Origin of the sequence: Comamonas sp. (assembly GCF_036643215.1) — a bacterium.
In the GTDB taxonomy this organism is placed as follows: Bacteria; Pseudomonadota; Gammaproteobacteria; order Burkholderiales; family Burkholderiaceae_C; genus Comamonas.
Genome location: NZ_JAVXSJ010000011.1, coordinates 18,443 through 36,153 on the forward strand (window position 1 = coordinate 18,443; position 17,711 = coordinate 36,153).

Consider the following 17,711-nt stretch of genomic DNA (forward strand, 5'->3'; position numbering starts at 1 on the left):
CAAGCTACTGTTTTCAATACTGAAAGGGCGTTTCAAATGAGCAAGCAACTAGTGGGTTTAGTGGGCTGGCGCGGCATGGTCGGTTCCGTGCTGATGGACCGCATGCAAGCCGAAGGCGACTTCGAGCTGATCGAGCCTGTGTTCTTCTCCACCTCCAATGCCGGCGGCAAGGCTCCGGCCATGGCTACCGTCCACACCCAGCTCAAGGATGCCAACGACATCGCCGAGCTGTCCAAGTGCGACGTCATCATCACCTGCCAGGGCGGCGACTACACCAAGGAAGTGTTTCCCCAGATTCGCGCTGCGGGCTGGAACGGCCACTGGATTGACGCCGCTTCTTCGCTGCGCATGGAAGACAACGCTGTCATCGTGCTGGACCCCGTCAACGACGACCTGATCAAGGCCAAGCTGGCTGCGGGCGGCAAGAACTGGATCGGCGGCAACTGCACCAACTCCATCTTGCTGATGGGTCTGGGTGGTCTGTTCAAGGCGGGTCTGGTGGAATGGGTTTCCTCCATGACTTACCAGGCGGCTTCGGGCGGCGGCGCAAACCACATGCGCGAACTGCTCAAGGGCATGGGCGTGGTCCACGCTTCGGTGGCCACAGAGCTGGCAACGCCTGCTTCCGCCATTCTGGAAATCGACCGCAAGGTGGCCATCACCATCCGTGAAGAGGTGTCCACCGAATTCTTCGGCGCACCTCTGGCCGGCGGCCTGATCCCCTGGATCGACGTGCAACTGCCTAACGGCCAGTCCAAGGAAGAGTGGAAGGGTCAGGCCGAGGTCAACAAGATTCTGGGCACCGAAGCCACCATCCCCGTGGATGGCCTGTGCGTGCGCATTGGCGCCATGCGCTGCCACTCGCTGGCTTTGACATTGAAGCTCAAGAAGGATCTGCCGCTTGAAGAGATCGAAGCGCTGATCAAGGGCGGCAACCCCTGGGTCAAGTTCGTGGCCAACGACCGCGCAGAAACCGTCAAGGAATTGACGCCTGCCGCCACCACCGGCGGTCTGGAAGTCGCAGTGGGCCGCGTGCGCAAGCTGAACATGGGCCCCGAGTACCTGTCGGCTTTCGTGATTGGCGACCAACTGCTGTGGGGCGCTGCCGAGCCTCTGCGCCGCATGCTGCGCATCTTGCTGGCTGATTAATCTCAACCGCCATCAAGCCGCAGAACGGCTTGATTCCGTGAAAAAGCGCCACGCCATCCTTGTGATGTCTGGCGCTTTTTTATGTCCAAGTCTTGGGTTAGCTCAGGTTTGCCGGCTTATTCCGCCGAACAAAGACTGTGAATGACCCTATATTAATTTGCATCTCGTTGCCAATCGACAACAATTGCGCGCCTTGCTAGGCACGCTTTTGCTCACAATGCAATAGCGTCGTTGACAATGCAAGCAGTGTCCCCATGTCAGTGAGTCGCTCATTGACAGCTGGATTTTTCAATTTACATGTGCACCGCAGCCACAAACCCGGCTAATAACAAAAGGGCTGTTGGCTGCACAAATCAAGTTTGATGCCATATGCAACGCTGGAAACTCTCTGCGCTCGCCGCAGCCACCCTCGCTCTGTCTAGCCTGTCGGCCACCGATGCATGGGCATTGGCACTGGGTCGTATCACGGTCCAGTCGGCTCTGGGCGAGCCTTTGCGTGCAGAGGTCGAGGTTCCTCAGCTCAGCGCGGCGGAAGCCGACAGCCTGCAAGCCGCTGTGGCATCGCCTGCGGCTTTCCGCGCACAGGGCATGGAGTACTCGGGTACCGCCAATACTGTTCGTGTCAAGGTACAAAAGCGCTCCAATGGCTCGACTGTGTTGCAGCTGAGCAGCTTCCAGCCTGTCAACGATCCCTTTGTGGATCTGGTGATTGATGCCAACTGGGCCTCGGGCAAGCTGCAGCGCAACTACACCTTGCTGCTGGATCCCCCCACATCGCGCCGCCCTGCACCTGCCCCCACAACGGTGGCCCAGGCTGCACCGGCAGAGATGCCTGTCCGCCCTGCGGTGGTAGCCCGCCCTACATCAGCCCCTGTGGCAGCAGCAGGCCGCGACCTGCGCAATGACCGCGATCTGGAAAGTACACCAGCCAAGCCTCAACGCAAGCGCCAGGAAAAGACCAGCACCGTGGAAGCAACGCCTGCCAGCGCCAAGGGTGAGGTTCGCGTCAAGGCCGGCGATACCGCTGGCCGCATTGCTGCCGCATACAAGCCTGCTGGCGTTTCGCTGGATCAGATGCTGGTCGCCATGCTGCGCAGCAACCCACAAGCCTTCATCAACGGCAATATCAACCGCATGCGCAGTGGCGCCGTGGTTCAGTTGCCCGACGAAGCAACGACTCAGTCCACTTCCGTCAAGGAAGCGCGCCAGATCATGGCAGCCCAGTCTCAGGACTTCAACCAGTTCCGCCGCCAACTGGCTGGCGTAGCACCTGTGGCCACGGTCGAGGCCGCGTCGCGCAGCGCATCCGGTCAGGTTCAGGCGCATGTCGAAGATGCCAAGCCCACCACGGCCGCTCCAGACAAGCTGACCCTGTCCAAGGGCACAGTCAAGGGCGCTGCCGCAGACGAACAACTGGCGCAGCAAAAGCAGTCTGCCGATCAGGCAGCTCGCGCTGATGAGCTCAAACGCAATATGGCCGAACTGAGCCAGATTGCCGCCGCCACCAAGCCTGCAGGCAGCCCTGCAGCCACAGGAGCTGCAGCAGCGCCGCAAGCCCCCGGCCTGAGCGTGCCCTCCGCCACAGCAGCCAACAATACGGCAGCAACTGCACCGATCCCTGCAGCACCCGTTCCTGCAGCTACGGCACCAGCAGAAGGCGGAGAGAAAACCCCAGAAGCTGCACCCGCAGAAGCAGCGGCACAGCCAGCACCGGTTGTGCCTCCTAAACCAGCGCCAGCCCCCGTTGCAGCGCCTGAAGAACCCAGCTTTATCGATGGTTTGATGGACGACCCCACCATTCCTCTGGCAGGTGCAGCTCTGCTCGCATTGCTGCTGGGCTACGGCGGCTACCGAGTCATGCAACGCCGCAAGGCAGCAGCCGCTGGCGCAGACAGCACGCTGGGTGACAGCCAGCTTTCCGCAGACTCCTTCTTTGGTGCCAGCGGTGGCCAGCGCGTAGACACCACAACCAACAGCAGCCAGCTGTCCGCTCAGTCCATGCAGTACTCACCAAGCCAGCTGGATGCTGGTGACGTGGACCCATTGGCCGAGGCTGATGTGTACCTGGCCTATGGCCGCGACCTGCAGGCCGAAGAAATCCTCAAAGAAGCACTGCGTACGGACCCCAACCGTCTGGTTCTGCACCAGAAGCTGGCCGAGATTTATGCCAAGCGCCATGACCGCATGGCCTATGCATCGGTCGCCAACAATCTGTACGGACTGACTCAGGGCAAGGGCCCTGAATGGCAACGCTTGGCAGATCAGGGCCGAATCCTCGACCCTGACAACGCGCTGTACCAGCCCGGTGGCTCGCCTCAGGCCCGCCACGCCGATGCAACTGCAAGCATGGCAAGTGCATTCAGCCCTACCGATCCAGCCTCAGCCCTGACAGCTGGTGCGGCTGCAGTAGCCTTTGGCTCGGCACTGGCTGCCGCCAAGGAAGCTGACCGCGAAGGCCCTCCCACCCAGCCCACAGGCCTAGACTTCGACATGGACCTGGATCTGGATCTGCCAGGCGGCCTGTCGCCTGCCGCAGCACCCGTTGCTGCAACGCCAGCATCACAGCAGCCCAGCGAACAGGACTTCGCCTCGCTGGCGCAATGGGAAGCGCCTGCTGCAACCCCAGCAAGTCCTGCACACGCAGCAGACAATGGCCTAAGCCTTGATCTGGATGACCTGGCCTCGTTCAGCCTGCCCGCCACCGCATCGCAAGCCCCAGCTCCTGCTGCGGCACCTGTCGCTGCACCTATCGAGCAAGGCTCGCTGAATGCTCTGGAGTTTGACCTCGACAGCTTCACTCTGCCGCTTCAGTCAACCGCTGAAAGCACTGAAGAAAAAGACACCTCCCCCGCTGAACTGACCGTTCACCACGCTGCAGCAGTGGAAGAAGGTCACAGCACCGAAGCTATGACCTTGCAGCTGCCGATTGATACTGACAGCAGCCCCGCCATCAGCGCCCAAAAAGCCGAAGTCGCTTTTGACCTGGGTGGCCTATCACTGGACCTGGGTACGCCCAGCCATGAAGTGAGTCTTGCCGCCGTCGCTTCGCCTGCTGAACCCGAAGACCCGCTGGCAACCAAGCTCGCTCTGGCCGAAGAGTTCAACGCCATTGGCGATAGTGACGGAGCGCGTACACTGATAGAGGAAGTGATCGCCGAAGCCCATGGCGATCTCAAAGCCAAGGCACTAAGCCTGCTCTCTCAGATTGGTTAATTGATTTGATGCGTTTATCCCCCGCGCCGGGAGCCATGCCATGCGCATAGCTCTTGGCGTAAGCTACAACGGTCAGGCCTACCAGGGCTGGCAAAGCCAGTCCTCCGGCAACACCGTACAAGACAAACTCGAAGCGGCCCTGGGCCGCTTTGCTGCTGAAAAAGTGTCCACAATTTGCGCAGGCCGCACCGATGCCGGTGTTCACGGCCTGATGCAAGTCGTGCACTTTGATACTGAACTGGACCGAGCCCCCTACTCCTGGGTACGCGGCACCAATACCTTTTTGCCCGCCGACATTGCCGTGCAATGGGCGCAGCCCGTGTCTGAAGAATTTCACTCACGCTATTGCGCCACGGGCCGCCGTTATGCCTATGTGCTGATGCAGTCGCCCGTGCGCCCCAGCGTAGAAGCGGGCCGCGTGGGCTGGATGTTCTACCCGCTCGACGGCGAGGCCATGCAAAAAGCCGCACAGTATCTGGTTGGCGAGCATGACTTCTCGTCTTTCCGCGCCTCAGGCTGTCAGGCCAAGACACCGGTCAAGACCCTGTATGACATACGCGTCACCCGTCGCATGACCAGCGGAGGTTCTCGCGAAGCGGCAGCCAGCTCCATGCGCCCCGGTGATACCGAGCCCATGGAATGCTGCTACTGGCGCTTCGAGTTTGATGGCAGCGCCTTTTTGCACCACATGGTGCGCAACATCATGGGCTGCCTGATTGCCATTGGTCAGGGCCAATATCCGCCTGAATGGATGAAAACCGTGCTTGCAGCCCGCTCGCGTGATGCCGCTGCCCCCACTTTTTCACCAGATGGTCTCTATTTCCTCGGCCCCATTTACGATGAAAAATGGGGTCTGCCCACCCGTACGGTGGGCTTTGACTGGTTGCCATGAACCGAACCCGGATCAAGATCTGCGGCCTGACCCGCGAGCAAGATGTAGACGCAGCAGTCGCGGCAGGTGCTGACGCTATCGGCTTTGTGCTCTACGCCAAAAGCCCCCGCGCAGTCACGCTGCAACGCGCGGCGGAGCTGGCCAGACGCCTGCCGCCGTTTGTCACACCTGTTTTGCTTTTTGTGAATGAAGTTGCTAGCAATGTCATAGCTGCTTGCGCAGAAATACCAAACGCTTGCGTGCAATTTCATGGTGATGAATCCCCCGAAGACTGCGAAGTCGCAACCCGGGGCGTGCAACCCTGGCTGCGGGCAGCCCGCATACCCCTAGGGGATGATGCGGCGCATTTTGACCTCGTAGAATACGCACAACGTTATTCAAAAGCCCAGGCCATATTGCTCGACGCCCATGTCGACGGTTATGGCGGCGGCGGAAAAGCATTCAATTGGTCACTTCTGCCAACAAGCGTCGACTCTCACCTCGTTTTGTCTGGTGGACTCACGCCTGCAAACGTGACCGATGGCATCTTGCAAGTACGCCCTCGCGGGCTGTCGCTTGCCATTGATGTGAGCTCGGGCGTCGAGGCCGATGGCCCCGATGGCAAGCCCCTCAAAGGCATCAAGGATGCCCACAAGATTCACCGCTTCATTGCTGCCGTACGCGCAGCTGATGCACAAATTTTGCAGACTGACACATGTTTGAATACCAATTCCCCGACGTCCACGGCCACTTCGGCCGCTACGGCGGCAGCTTCGCCAGCGAAACCCTGACGCACGCTCTTGTCGAGCTGCGCGAGGCCTACGCCAAATACCAGAACGACCCTGAGTTCATCGCTGAATTCCAGTCCGAACTGGCTCACTACGTGGGTCGCCCTTCGCCCGTTTATCACGCAGACCGCATGTCGCGCGAAATGGGTGGCGCTCAGATCTATCTGAAGCGTGAAGACCTGAACCACACTGGCGCGCACAAGATCAACAACGTAATCGGCCAGGCCATGCTCGCCAAGCGCATGGGCAAGCCACGCATCATTGCCGAGACTGGCGCGGGCCAGCATGGCGTGGCTACGGCCACCATCTGCGCGCGCTACGGTCTGGAATGTATCGTCTACATGGGCGCCGAAGACGTGAAGCGCCAGAGCCCTAACGTCTACCGCATGAAGCTGCTGGGCGCCACCGTGGTGCCCGTGGAATCCGGCAGCAAGACCTTGAAGGATGCACTCAACGAGGCCATGCGCGACTGGGTGGCCAATGTGGACAACACCTTCTACATCATCGGTACGGTAGCGGGCCCACACCCCTACCCCATGATGGTGCGCGACTTCCAGAAGGTGATTGGTGAAGAGTGCCTGACGCAGATGCCCGAGTTTCTGGGCCCTGACCACCAGCCCGACGCGGTGGTAGCCTGTGTGGGCGGCGGCAGCAATGCCATGGGCATCTTCTACCCCTACATCCCCTTTGAAAACACCCAACTGATCGGCGTGGAAGCCGCTGGCGAAGGCCTGGAAACCGGCAAGCACTCGGCATCGCTGCAAAAAGGCAGCTCGGGCGTGCTGCACGGCAACCGCACCTTCATCATGCAAGACGACAACGGCCAGATTCTGGAGACCCACTCCATCAGCGCCGGTCTGGACTACCCCGGTGTTGGCCCTGAGCACGCCTGGCTGCAGGAAATCGGTCGCGCCCAGTACGTGGGCATTACCGACACCGAAGCGCTGGACGCCTTCCACTACCTGTGCCGCGCCGAAGGCATCATCCCCGCGCTGGAATCCAGCCATGCCGTGGCCTACGCCATGAAGCTGGCCAAGACCATGCGCACCGACCAATCCATTCTGGTCAGCCTATCTGGCCGCGGCGACAAGGACATTGGTACCGTTGCCGACTTGTCGGGTGCCGAATATTTTGACCGTCCATCCATGCGCGGCCTTACCGTCAAGGGTGCACCCGGCCACGATACGGCCAAGCCAGCCGTAGGTGGGAGCAACAAGTTATGAGCCGAATTTCCGACACATTCAGCAAACTCAAGGAAGAAGGCCGCAAGGCGCTGATTCCTTATGTGACCGCTGGTTTCCCCTTTGCCGCCATCACCCCTTCCCTCATGCACGGCATGGTGGAAGCCGGTGCCGACGTGATCGAGCTGGGCGTTCCCTTCTCCGACCCCATGGCCGACGGCCCCACCATTCAGCGTGCGGGTGACAAAGCCATCGCCAACGGCGTGGGCCTGGCCCAGGTGCTGGCCTATGTGGCCGAGTTCCGTAAAAAGGACCAAGCCACACCCGTGGTGCTCATGGGTTATGCCAACCCGGTGGAGCGTTACGACCAGATTCACGGTAAAGACGCCTTCGTCAATCACGCCAGCGAGTCTGGCGTGGACGGCATTCTCATCGTGGACTACCCACCTGAAGAGTGCGAAGAGTTTGCCGCCAAGCTCAAAGCCCGCGACATGGACCTCATCTTCCTGCTGGCCCCCACCAGCACAGACGAGCGCATGCAGCAAGTGGCCCGCGTGGCTACCGGCTATGTCTACTATGTCTCGCTCAAGGGTGTGACTGGCTCCGGCGCACTCGACACTGCTGCGGTGGAAGCCATGCTGCCCCGCATCCGCAAGTATGTGAACGTCCCCGTGGGCGTGGGCTTTGGCATTCGCGATGCCCAGACCGCCCAGACCGTAGGCCAGGTGGCCGATGCCGTCATCATTGGCAGCCGCATCATTGATCTGCTCGACAACCAGCCGCATGAAAAAATCGTGCCCTTGGCAATAGACTTTCTGCGCGGCGTGCGTAAGGCACTCGACGCATAATGCTCCCCTGAAATCAGCCACCCCCTGAGCGGCTTTGCCGCTTCCCCCTAGACGGGGGACGACAGCCTCGCAGCGGGGCGGCCCTTGCTCGCTGTCCCTGACCGGGATTGCGCCAGTGCCTGCGCCGCGCCGCTCTCATGGGTTGCGGGTGGCGCGCAGTGCAGTGGAAACTGAAAAGGAAACAACCATGTCCTGGCTTGAAAAACTTCTGCCTGCAAAAATCCAGCAGACGAACCCGACGGAACGCCACCAGCAGATTCCCGAAGGTCTGTGGATCAAATGCCCCAGCTGCGAATCCGTTCTGTACAAGACCGATCTGGAAAAGAACCAGAACGTCTGCCCCACCTGCGGTCATCACCACCGCATCGGTGCGCGTGCGCGCCTGAACCATTTCCTCGATGCTGAAGGTCGCTACGAAATCGGCCAGGAAGTCATTCCTGTCGACCCCTTGAAGTTCAAGGACAGCCGCAAGTACCCCGAGCGCCTGAAAGAAGCGCTGGAGAACACCGGCGAGACCGATGCCCTGATCGTCATGGGCGGCTCCGTCAAGAGCATCAACATGGTCGTGGCCTGCTTCGAGTTCGACTTCATGGGCGGCTCCATGGGCTCCGTGGTCGGCGAGCGCTTTGTGCGCGGCGTCGAAACCGCTATTGAGCAAAAAGTCCCCTTCGTCTGCTTCACGGCCACCGGTGGTGCCCGTATGCAGGAAGGCCTGCTCTCGCTGATGCAAATGGCCAAGACCAATGCGGCGCTGACCCGCTTGGCCAAGAAGGGCCTGCCCTATATCTCCGTGCTGACCGATCCCACCATGGGCGGCGTGTCTGCCGGCTTCGCCTTTGTGGGCGATATCGTGATTGCCGAACCCAAGGCCCTGATCGGCTTTGCCGGCCCCCGCGTGATCGAGACCACGGTGCGCGTGAAGCTGCCCGAAGGTTTCCAGCGTGCCGAGTTCCTGCAGGAAAAGGGCGCCGTGGACATGATTGTCGACCGCCGCGAACTGCGCGACCGCATCTCCAGCTCGCTGGCCATGCTGCAACGCTTGCCTGCTGACGCGGTGGAATAAGCCACTTCGCTATCAAAAGAAAAGCGGCTAACGCAGATTCCGTCTGCGTTAGCCGCTTTTTTCATATCTGTTTTTAAGGACGAAACCTCGCCCAATGCGCCCTCGGCTTCAGTGACTCACAAGGCCTGCAATCGTCACCAGCCCACCCGCCTGCACGTAGTTCAGCACCATCAGCAGCACCTGCAGAATAATCAAGGCGATCAGCGACGAGAAGTCCACATTGCCGATCAGGGGCACCACCTTGCGAATGGGCGCGACCAACGGGTCAGACAGGCGCTGCAGCACGCCATAAATGGGCGAGTAAGGCTGCACCCAGGAAAGAATCACGAAGACCAGCAAAATACCCACCATCCCCGACAGGATGACTTTGAGCAGCCCGCAAAAGGCCAGCCAGGGCAGCGCCAGCGCCGTGCTTTTGGCTCCAAGCAGCAGCCAGATCAGCAACACCTGCGCAAATTGCAGCAGCAAGGCAGCCAGCAGGCTTGATTTGTCCCAGCGACCTTTGGCGGGAACGATCTTGCGCAGCGGCATCACAATCCAGTCGCTCAAGGCAAACACCAGCTGCCCCACGGGATTACCGAAGGGCACACGCTGTGCCTGCATATACATGCGCAGCAGGCAAGCGCCGCTGATCAATCCGACGACAACGTCCAGCAGGAACAAAACAATTTCAAACAGCATGTGACTCAATTCAGGAAGCAGCGAACGCGTCGCCTATTCGTGGGATGATAGCCGCGCACCATGACTGATACACAAAGTCTGCACTCCCTGCCCCTGTTCCCTCTGAACACGGTGCTGTTTCCTGAAGGCCTGCTGAGCCTGCAGGTCTTTGAAGTGCGCTATCTGGACATGGTCCGCAAATGCCAACATGCAGGCGCACCTTTCGGGGTGGTGGCGCTGCAACTGGGCCATGAAGTGCGCAAGGCGGGCTCAAAAGTAGAGCAGCTCCACGCCGAAGGGGTGCTGGCCCACATCACCCAGCTTGATTCACCACAGTCTGGCCTGCTGCATCTGCAATGCAAGGGCACGCAGCGCTTTCATATTGAGCACTGCTGGCAACTGCCGCACGGCCTGTGGGTGGCCGATGTAAACATGCTGCCAGCCGACCCCAAAGTCGCCGTGCCCCCGCATTTACGCAGCACTGCTTACGCCCTGGCACAGGCTCTGCTCAATCTGCATGGTCACGACCCTGACCACGCCCAGCTCCCCACACCCGAACAGATGCATGACTGCGCCTGGGTGGCCAATCGCTGGGCGGAGATGCTGCCGCTGCCGGTACGCGTAAAGCAGCAACTCATGACACTGGACGCCCCACTGCTGCGGCTGGAGCTGATTGCAGACGTACTCGACCAAAGCGGCATTGCAGGCATGCCATCTGCGCCAGATTCATAAAATCAGGCTGTACCTCAATAAATACAAGCGCTTGCAGCTCTTATTTTGAGAGTAATCGACATAATTTCTTGATGACTCGATGCTGCCGATAAACCGCATACCGCAGTTCCAGCCAGCGCTTTGCCCGGCTGTTCGCCGCTGCCTCGGCAAAAAACTTAAAATCTCCGCTTTCGGGCTGCGCAATCCTTGCCGCCTCCCATCATTCCCTTGTGGACTCAAACCGGCGCTTGTCGCTGGCGCTCTCTTTTCATGACTGAACAAAACACCTCTTCTGCGGCAGAAAACACCGCCCCTCAGGACGAAAACAAACTCATCGCTGAGCGCCGCGAAAAACTCAAAGCCTTGCGCGAACACGCCAAGGCCCAGGGCATCGCCGCCTTCCCCAATGACTTCAAGCCTGAGCACCGCGCCGAAGCGCTGATTGCCGAGCATGGCGACAAGGAAGCGGAAGCACTGGACGCCGCAGCCGTCACCGTCAGCGTGGCAGGCCGCATGATGCTCAAGCGCGTGATGGGCAAGGCCAGCTTTGCCACCGTGCAAGACGCCACCGGTCGCATCCAGGCCTATGTCACCCGCGACGCCGTGGGTGAAGAGGTGTACGCCGACTTCAAGAAGTGGGACCTGGGCGACATCATCGCCGTCGAAGGCCAGTTGATGAAGACCAAGACCGGCGAGCTGTCGATCAAGGCCACCAAGATCCGCATGCTCACCAAGAGCCTGCGCCCCATGCCCGACAAGTTCCACGGCATGGCCGACCAGGAACAAAAGTACCGCCAGCGTTACGTCGACCTGATGATGGACGAAGATGCCCGCAAGCGCTTTGTGGCCCGCAGCAAGGCCGTGTCTGGCCTGCGCGACTTCATGGTGCAAAACGGCTTCCTCGAAGTCGAAACGCCCATGCTGCACCCCATCCCCGGTGGCGCCAATGCCAAGCCGTTTGTGACGCATCACAACGCGCTGGATCAGGAAATGTACCTGCGCATTGCGCCCGAGCTGTACCTCAAGCGTCTGGTGGTTGGTGGTTTCGAGCGCGTGTTCGAAATCAACCGCAACTTCCGCAACGAAGGTATCTCGGTACGTCACAACCCCGAGTTCACCATGATGGAGTTCTACGCGGCCTACTGGAACTACCAGGACCTGATGGACTACACCGAAGCGCTGATCCGCGACGCTGCCATGAAGGCCGTGGGCACACTGCAGCTGACTTACGGCGGCAAGCCCGTGGATCTGGAAGCGCCGTTTGAGCGCCTGACCATCGTGGAAGCCATCGTCAAGTACACCGAAGCCGGCGAGAACGTCACCAACCGCGAATGGCTGACCAACGCCCTGCAGAAGCTGGGCATGAAGGAAGAGAAGAACAAGCTCTCGACCCGCACACTGGCCAGCCTGCAAGTGCTGTACTTCGAAGAAGTGGTGGAAGAGAAGCTGTGGAACCCCACCTTCATCATGGAACACCCCACCGAAATCTCGCCTCTGGCCCGCGCCAATGACGAGCGCCCTGAAGTGACCGAGCGCTTTGAGCTCTACATCACCGGCCGCGAATTCGGCAACGGCTTCTCGGAGCTGAACGATGCGGAAGACCAGGCAGCGCGTTTCAACGCCCAGGTCGATGCCAAGGACAGCGGCGATGACGAAGCCATGTACTTCGACCAGGACTTTGTGCGCGCGCTGGAATACGGCATGCCCCCCACAGGTGGTTGTGGCATCGGCATTGACCGCTTTATGATGCTGCTGACCGACAGCGCAAGCATCCGCGACGTGATTCTGTTCCCCGCTTTGCGCCGCGAAAGCTGATCCAGCATTCGCACCACCATGCCCAGCGCCTGCCGCACCCTGGGCATGGCAACCGGCATCGAATATCTGCCCGAGGGTCGCCCCCTTATTGAATTCATAGACTGAGGGGGTAGCCGCCTGCCCCACAGCTCACCCCAGGTGATCAACCATCATCGCGTCCGCCCACCACTCGCGCGCTTGGGCGTTGCGTTTTAAGCGCTGCGCTGGTTGCATGCCTAGCACTGAAGGCCTGATACTGCTTCACCGTCAAGCCCCGTGCTTGATGAGTGCATGCGATCCAACCATGATCGCAAGACCCCTCTGTCTTCCCCTTTTCTGACTACAGATCTGAAAGCAGCATGTCTCATATTCAGCAGCGAATTTTTGTCGACGGCGTCAAGCAATTCCTCCCCCGGCATTTCGAGGGCTGCAAAGTTCTTGAAGTAGGCAGCCTGAATATCAACGGATCGGTACGGGATTTTTTCAGCGGCTGCCAATACACAGGACTGGATGTGGGGCCCGGCCCCGGTGTAGATGAGGTCGGTTACGGAGAAAATTACGGCAGCCCCGCCAATCACTTCGACATGGTGATCTCATGCGAAGCCATGGAACACAACCCGGGCTGGCGTAAAACCTGGTTGAACATGCTGCGCATGCTCAAGGGCGATGGGCTGATGCTGATGACCTGCGCCACTTTGGGTAGACGTCAACACGGCACGGATAACTTCCAGCCCAATGATTCCCCGCTGACCATTGGCCTGGGCCAAAGTTATTACCGAAATCTCAGCGATGCGGATTTTCTGAGCCTGCTCAACCCGCAGGCTTGGTTTTCCGTATGGGGCTTTTTTGTCGATAACAGCAGCCACGACCTGTACTTTTTTGGTCTGGGGCTCGAAGCCGATGAAACCACCCGCGCACAGGCACTGCAATTGAGTAATGCCTTGACCGCGCACTATCACCAAGTCAATGTGATGGGCGTCTACTGACGCAGCCATTGCTCTCAGCGCCATACTAAAAGAGACAAAGCACGCCCACTCCCAGTGACGTGCACCACCAGCAGCCCTCTGATTTCAGAGAGGGGGCTCTGGCTATACTGCCTGGCATGCAGATTCCCCAGTACTGGGCGCAAGTACGACTGCGCCATCAAACCGGTATTCGCCATGGTGTCACTGTCCAGCGCTGGGGCTGGTCTGACCGCAGCGAGCACGATGCACACACCCATGCACAGCAGCGCGCGCAGCAAGCGATGGATGCGGCACTCAACGCTCCCGTAGAACGCAACCTGCCCTCAGACTTCGAGCGCATGGAATGGATGGGCGAATATGGGCTGGACGGCAGCACGCCCATTCGCGAGGAAGTGCTGGAGCGGCGCGGCCCCACCGTGATGACACGCAACAGCTATGGCGCACAATGCCTCAATACAGAGCATGTGGCCATTGCAGATCTGGACTTTCCGCCCCAAAAAAAGCCTCCCCACTTTCCTGTCATCTCCACCATCTTGCTGGCCATGGCCTTGCCTTGGCTGTGGGTCACACCGATGGTCTGGAGTCTGGGTCTAGCGGTGTTGATGCTGATCATTGCCAGCATCGGCCTGATCTTCTGGTCAGGCATACGCAAGTGGTTTCATGCCCGCCAGCAACTGCGCGCGGATGCCAGCCAAAAATCGCCCGCGCAGGCCGCTCTGGCAAAGGTGCAGGCCTTTTCAGCAGCACACCCTGACTGGGGACTGCGTGTGTACGAGACGCCCAAGGGGCTGCGAGTCATCGTGACCCACACTGCACTCACTCCCAGCTCACCCGAAACACAAACCCTTTTCAACCAGCTAGAAGTGGACCCCCTGTATGCCTTACTCTGCGCCAAGCAGCAATGCTTTCGCGCTCGCGTCAGCGGCAAGCCCTGGCGAATGGGTTTGAATGGTTTGTCCACTCAAGAGCGCCGCTGGCCCTTGCCCACAGCCCATCAAGCCGCACGCCAGCAGTGGGTTGATGCTTATGAGGCACAGTCTGCACAATTCGCCGCTTGCCGCTATCTCGCTCAACTGGGCGCTGCAACTCAGTGCGCTGAAGCACAGGCTTTTGTGGCCTGGCATGACGAGGCCTCCAAGGCCCATTCCTCTCTCACATTAGCTTGAGCCAACTCAGTAGCACTGCAGAAGATTCTTTTTTGAAACTAGCGTATAAAGTAACAAGATATTTCACTTGCTTGCTGCCTGATTGACAGATTTGGCCTGACCTCGTTTTATCTTCTGCCACATGACAGCTTTGCCATCTTCCGTTTCACCTGCTATCGAATCCAGTGGCGCGCGCTTTTCCTCTCCGGAATCTGCGACGCCGTTTTCCGTCCTCGTGGTGGAAGATCAGGCCGCCATGCGTGCTGCGCTGGTCACCGAACTGCATCAGGCCGGTGTCACCCAGGTTCTGGAAGCCGAAAACGGCCGCTCGGCTCTGGCACTGTTCCGCAGCGAACGGCCCGACCTGGTGCTGCTGGACATTCGCCTGCCCGGTGAAGACGGCTACTGGGTCGCCCGCCAGCTGCGCGAAGCAGAACCCGGCGAATGGACGCCCATTATTTTCCTCTCCGGTCTGGACAACGATCTGGACGTCTGGCGGGGCATTGAAGCAGGTGGTGACGACTATCTGGTCAAGCCCGTCAAACCGATTGTGCTGGTCGCCAAGCTGCGCGCCATGCGCCGCCTGCTGGACATGCGCCGCCGTCTGGTCACCGTATCCGCAGAGCTGCACCTGGCCAACCAGAAGCTCAATGAAATGGTGGAGCTGGATGCGCTGACCGGCCTCGTCAACCGACGCGGGCTGGACCGCATGCTGCATGCCGAAATTTCAGCTGCCCGCCGCGAAGGAAGGCCGCTGACGCTGATGCTCTGCGACCTGGATCACTTCAAGCGCTTTAACGACACCTACGGCCACATTCAAGGCGATGAGTGCCTGCGGCAAGTAGGCCGCCTGCTGCGTGAGGTCTGCGTGCGCCCACGCGATATTGCAGCGCGCTATGGCGGTGAAGAGTTTGCCCTCGTCCTGCCCAATACACCTCGCTCAGGCTCCATGACGTTTGCCCGTGCGCTGGGGCAAATGCTCAAGTTCCTCAAGATTCGCCCGACAGGCTCGGACGAAGAAATTCTGCTGACTCTCTCTGGCGGCATCACCACCTGCATTCCCGATGAAAACACCAGTGCTGAATCCATGCTGATGCGGGCTGACGAAGCGCTGTACGCAGCCAAATCTCAAGGGCGCAACCGCTTCTTCAGCTTTGAGATGCAGATGGATACCATCGAGCAAAGGCAGATTTAGCCTCCCCTTGAGCCGCATTGCCGCTTCCCCCGAGGGGAGCGAACCTTGCTGGGTGCCCCTCACTTGGGTCGTGCTTGATTGGCGCTCACCCGCTCTGCTTTGAAGAAACGCTAGGATCGACGCATTCCTTCGTCAGTCCTGCTGGACTGCCCCTCCCGTTTTTTGAGTGACTGGTTATGCGTCGTCTTCAAATGCACCTGCCCGAATGGATGCAGGACTGGCTTGAAATCCTGATCCCCGGGGTTCAGATTTTTCTCATCATCTTCGTGGCCTGGCTGATCAACTGGCTGATCAAGCGCATCATCTTGCGCGCTGGCAAGGCCTACGATCTGCCACACGAGCTGCTGCTGCCGCTGCGCGGAGTGTTCCGCTGGATCATTATTGCTGCGGCCATTCTGGCGATTCTGGAGCGTCTTGGCATGTCAGCCACCGTGTTGTGGACTGCCTTTACCAGTTTTGCTACGGTCGGTGCCGTCGCCTTTTTTGCAGCCTGGAGCGTACTCTCCAACCTCTTTTGCGCCCTACTCATTGTCACCATCAGCCCGTTCCGGCTAGGTGACTATATCGAGGTGCTGGACAGCGCTGAAAAGCCCGGAGCCAAGGGCCGCGTGATTGATCTCAACATGCTCTACATCACCCTGCAAGATGACAGTGCGCCCGAAGGCCTGCCCAACCTGCTGCAGATTCCCAACTCGCTGATCTTCCAGCGCGTCATTCGTCGCTGGAAAGGCGGCATGCCTGTCGTCACCGAGAGCACACCAGCGACTCACGATGAAGAAGCCTGTGCGATGGAGATTGCAACGCCCAGCAAACCGGCCTGAACGCTTGTTTCATTCATGAAAAAGGGCTTCTGATGAAGCCCTTTTTGCTGCCCAAGCGGTTTAAGGCAGTCGCGGCTTGATCTTGCTGGCGGACAGCTTGGCGTTCACACGCGCCTGCTCCACATCCGCAGCGCGGGCCAGTGCTACGCCCATGCGGCGCTTCACAAAGCTCTCGGGTTTGCCAAACAGGCGAATGTCCGTACCGGGAATGGCCAGCGCTTCATCCACACCATCAAACACCAGACCTTCAGCATCCTGACCACCATAGATCACAGCGCTGGCACCGGGGTTGCGCAGGCTGGCATCCACTGGCAGACCCAGAATGGCGCGGGCGTGCAGCTCAAACTCGCTTTGCCATTGGGTGGCCAGCGTGACCAGGCCCGTATCGTGCGGGCGGGGCGAGACTTCGCTGAACCACACCTGCTCGCCCTTCACAAACAGCTCGACACCGAACAGGCCCAGACCACCCAAGTTATCGGTGACGGCCTTGGAGATCTGGCGTGACTTTTCCAGCGCAGCGGGGTGCATGGGGTGGGGCTGCCAGCTTTCCACATAGTCACCGGCCTGCTGGATGTGACCCACAGGGTCGCAGAAATGGGTTTCGATCTGGCCATTGGCGCCCTTGGCACGCACGGTCAGCTGGGTAATTTCATAGTCAAAGTCGATAAAGCCTTCAACGATGACGCGGCCTTTGGCCACGCGGCCACCGGCCATGGCGTAGTCCCATGCGGCAGACACATCGGCCGCACCGTCGATCTTGCTTTGCCCCTTGCCAGAGCTACTCATCACGGGCTTGACCACACAGGGGTAGCCAATGGCAGCCTGTCCATCGCTGCCGTCAATGGCGGCTTGCAGCTCTTGAAGCGAGTCGCAAAAACGGTAGGGGCTGGTGGGCAGGCGCAGTGTCTCAGCCGCCAAACGGCGAATGCCTTCGCGGTCCATGGTCAGTCGCGTGGCACGGGCAGTAGGGATGCAGGTGATGACGCCTGCGGCCTCCAGCTCTTCGAGCATGGGCGTGGCAATGGCTTCAATCTCGGGTACGACCAGATCGGGCTTTTCCGCCTCAATCAGTGCTTTGAGCTGAGCCGGGTCGCTCATGGTGATAGTGCGCGCATGGTGGGCCACCTGCTGGCCGGGAGCGTTCTCGTATCGATCCACCGCAATGGTTTCCACACCCAGGCGCTGGAGGGCAATCAGCACTTCCTTGCCCAGCTCGCCGCTGCCCAGCAGCATAACTTTGGTGGCATTGGGGGAGAGAGGCGTTCCTAAGGTGGTCATCAGGTGTTCCAGCGGGCACAAAGCCTTGA

Annotated in this window: 15 protein-coding genes; 13 read left to right on the top strand and 2 right to left on the bottom strand. The window is 59.8% G+C overall.

Annotated elements, in window-relative coordinates; all coding sequences use genetic code 11:
* Positions 1–36 precede the first annotated feature (36 nt).
* The 7 genes from asd (at position 37) to accD (ending at position 9,113) form a co-directional block, all read left to right on the top strand.
* Positions 37–1,149: an aspartate-semialdehyde dehydrogenase gene (asd, locus tag RSF91_RS09525; protein WP_332568192.1), complete on the top strand. Its 1,113-nt coding sequence runs from the start codon at positions 37–39 to the stop codon at positions 1,147–1,149.
* 369 nt (positions 1,150–1,518) lie between these two features.
* Positions 1,519–4,362, top strand: a complete 2,844-nt coding sequence (locus tag RSF91_RS09530) for a FimV/HubP family polar landmark protein (protein WP_332568193.1) — start codon at positions 1,519–1,521, stop codon at positions 4,360–4,362.
* Between the two features lie 40 nt (positions 4,363–4,402).
* Positions 4,403–5,254: a tRNA pseudouridine(38-40) synthase TruA gene (gene truA / locus RSF91_RS09535; RefSeq protein ID WP_332568194.1), complete on the top strand. Its 852-nt coding sequence runs from the start codon at positions 4,403–4,405 to the stop codon at positions 5,252–5,254.
* Positions 5,251–6,024 (top strand): phosphoribosylanthranilate isomerase, encoded by a 774-nt coding sequence (locus tag RSF91_RS09540; protein ID WP_332568195.1) that lies wholly within the window; start codon positions 5,251–5,253, stop codon positions 6,022–6,024. The genes truA and RSF91_RS09540 overlap by 4 nt, the downstream gene beginning before the upstream one ends.
* Positions 5,949–7,244 (top strand): tryptophan synthase subunit beta, encoded by a 1,296-nt coding sequence (gene trpB, locus RSF91_RS09545; RefSeq protein ID WP_332568196.1) that lies wholly within the window; start codon positions 5,949–5,951, stop codon positions 7,242–7,244. Before RSF91_RS09540 ends, trpB begins: the two co-directional genes overlap by 76 nt.
* A complete protein-coding gene (trpA, locus tag RSF91_RS09550) occupies positions 7,241–8,050 on the top strand; it encodes a tryptophan synthase subunit alpha (protein ID WP_332568197.1) in 810 nt (269 codons plus the stop codon). Before trpB ends, trpA begins: the two co-directional genes overlap by 4 nt.
* Before the next feature lie 187 nt (positions 8,051–8,237).
* On the top strand, positions 8,238–9,113 hold the full coding sequence (gene accD, locus RSF91_RS09555) for an acetyl-CoA carboxylase, carboxyltransferase subunit beta (RefSeq protein ID WP_099738211.1): 876 nt from the start codon (positions 8,238–8,240) through the stop codon (positions 9,111–9,113).
* A gap of 108 nt (positions 9,114–9,221) precedes the next feature.
* Here the strand turns inward: accD and RSF91_RS09560 are convergent, their stop codons facing one another.
* Positions 9,222–9,794 (bottom strand): YggT family protein, encoded by a 573-nt coding sequence (locus RSF91_RS09560; protein WP_332568198.1) that lies wholly within the window; start codon positions 9,792–9,794, stop codon positions 9,222–9,224.
* Between the two features lie 60 nt (positions 9,795–9,854).
* On the opposite strand from RSF91_RS09560, the gene RSF91_RS09565 reads away from it, so the two are divergent.
* The 6 genes from RSF91_RS09565 (at position 9,855) to RSF91_RS09590 (ending at position 16,404) form a co-directional block, all read left to right on the top strand.
* Positions 9,855–10,505 (top strand): LON peptidase substrate-binding domain-containing protein, encoded by a 651-nt coding sequence (locus RSF91_RS09565; protein ID WP_332568199.1) that lies wholly within the window; start codon positions 9,855–9,857, stop codon positions 10,503–10,505.
* A 249-nt stretch (positions 10,506–10,754) separates the two neighbouring features.
* A complete protein-coding gene (gene lysS, locus RSF91_RS09570; RefSeq protein ID WP_332568200.1) occupies positions 10,755–12,299 on the top strand; it encodes a lysine--tRNA ligase in 1,545 nt (514 codons plus the stop codon).
* A gap of 338 nt (positions 12,300–12,637) precedes the next feature.
* Positions 12,638–13,264 (top strand): class I SAM-dependent methyltransferase, encoded by a 627-nt coding sequence (locus RSF91_RS09575; RefSeq protein ID WP_332568201.1) that lies wholly within the window; start codon positions 12,638–12,640, stop codon positions 13,262–13,264.
* A 116-nt stretch (positions 13,265–13,380) separates the two neighbouring features.
* A complete protein-coding gene (locus RSF91_RS09580; protein ID WP_332568202.1) occupies positions 13,381–14,409 on the top strand; it encodes a hypothetical protein in 1,029 nt (342 codons plus the stop codon).
* Positions 14,410–14,530: 121 nt separating this feature from the next.
* Entirely contained in the window at positions 14,531–15,583 is a 1,053-nt protein-coding gene (locus tag RSF91_RS09585; protein WP_332568203.1) for a GGDEF domain-containing response regulator, read from the top strand.
* A 176-nt stretch (positions 15,584–15,759) separates the two neighbouring features.
* Positions 15,760–16,404, top strand: coding sequence for a mechanosensitive ion channel family protein (locus RSF91_RS09590; RefSeq protein ID WP_332568204.1), 645 nt, complete (start codon positions 15,760–15,762; stop codon positions 16,402–16,404).
* Between the two features lie 60 nt (positions 16,405–16,464).
* Here RSF91_RS09590 and purT read toward each other — a convergent pair whose 3' ends face one another.
* Complete coding sequence (gene purT, locus RSF91_RS09595; protein ID WP_332568205.1) at positions 16,465–17,682, bottom strand: formate-dependent phosphoribosylglycinamide formyltransferase; 1,218 nt, start codon at positions 17,680–17,682, stop codon at positions 16,465–16,467.
* Positions 17,683–17,711: the final 29 nt, after the last annotated feature.

What these genes read in the sequence shown, in the direction of transcription:
- purT (WP_332568205.1), bottom strand. Translation starts at nt 17,682, where the DNA reads ATGACCACCTTAGGAACGCCTCTCTCCCCCAATGCCACCAAAGTTATG.
- RSF91_RS09565 (WP_332568199.1), top strand. Translation starts at nt 9,855, where the DNA reads ATGACTGATACACAAAGTCTGCACTCCCTGCCCCTGTTCCCTCTGAAC.
- RSF91_RS09540 (WP_332568195.1), top strand. Translation starts at nt 5,251, where the DNA reads ATGAACCGAACCCGGATCAAGATCTGCGGCCTGACCCGCGAGCAAGAT.
- trpB (WP_332568196.1), top strand. Translation starts at nt 5,949, where the DNA reads ATGTTTGAATACCAATTCCCCGACGTCCACGGCCACTTCGGCCGCTAC.
- RSF91_RS09580 (WP_332568202.1), top strand. Translation starts at nt 13,381, where the DNA reads ATGCAGATTCCCCAGTACTGGGCGCAAGTACGACTGCGCCATCAAACC.
- truA (WP_332568194.1), top strand. Translation starts at nt 4,403, where the DNA reads ATGCGCATAGCTCTTGGCGTAAGCTACAACGGTCAGGCCTACCAGGGC.
- lysS (WP_332568200.1), top strand. Translation starts at nt 10,755, where the DNA reads ATGACTGAACAAAACACCTCTTCTGCGGCAGAAAACACCGCCCCTCAG.
- RSF91_RS09585 (WP_332568203.1), top strand. Translation starts at nt 14,531, where the DNA reads ATGACAGCTTTGCCATCTTCCGTTTCACCTGCTATCGAATCCAGTGGC.
- RSF91_RS09530 (WP_332568193.1), top strand. Translation starts at nt 1,519, where the DNA reads ATGCAACGCTGGAAACTCTCTGCGCTCGCCGCAGCCACCCTCGCTCTG.
- asd (WP_332568192.1), top strand. Translation starts at nt 37, where the DNA reads ATGAGCAAGCAACTAGTGGGTTTAGTGGGCTGGCGCGGCATGGTCGGT.
- RSF91_RS09560 (WP_332568198.1), bottom strand. Translation starts at nt 9,794, where the DNA reads ATGCTGTTTGAAATTGTTTTGTTCCTGCTGGACGTTGTCGTCGGATTG.
- trpA (WP_332568197.1), top strand. Translation starts at nt 7,241, where the DNA reads ATGAGCCGAATTTCCGACACATTCAGCAAACTCAAGGAAGAAGGCCGC.
- RSF91_RS09575 (WP_332568201.1), top strand. Translation starts at nt 12,638, where the DNA reads ATGTCTCATATTCAGCAGCGAATTTTTGTCGACGGCGTCAAGCAATTC.
- accD (WP_099738211.1), top strand. Translation starts at nt 8,238, where the DNA reads ATGTCCTGGCTTGAAAAACTTCTGCCTGCAAAAATCCAGCAGACGAAC.
- RSF91_RS09590 (WP_332568204.1), top strand. Translation starts at nt 15,760, where the DNA reads ATGCGTCGTCTTCAAATGCACCTGCCCGAATGGATGCAGGACTGGCTT.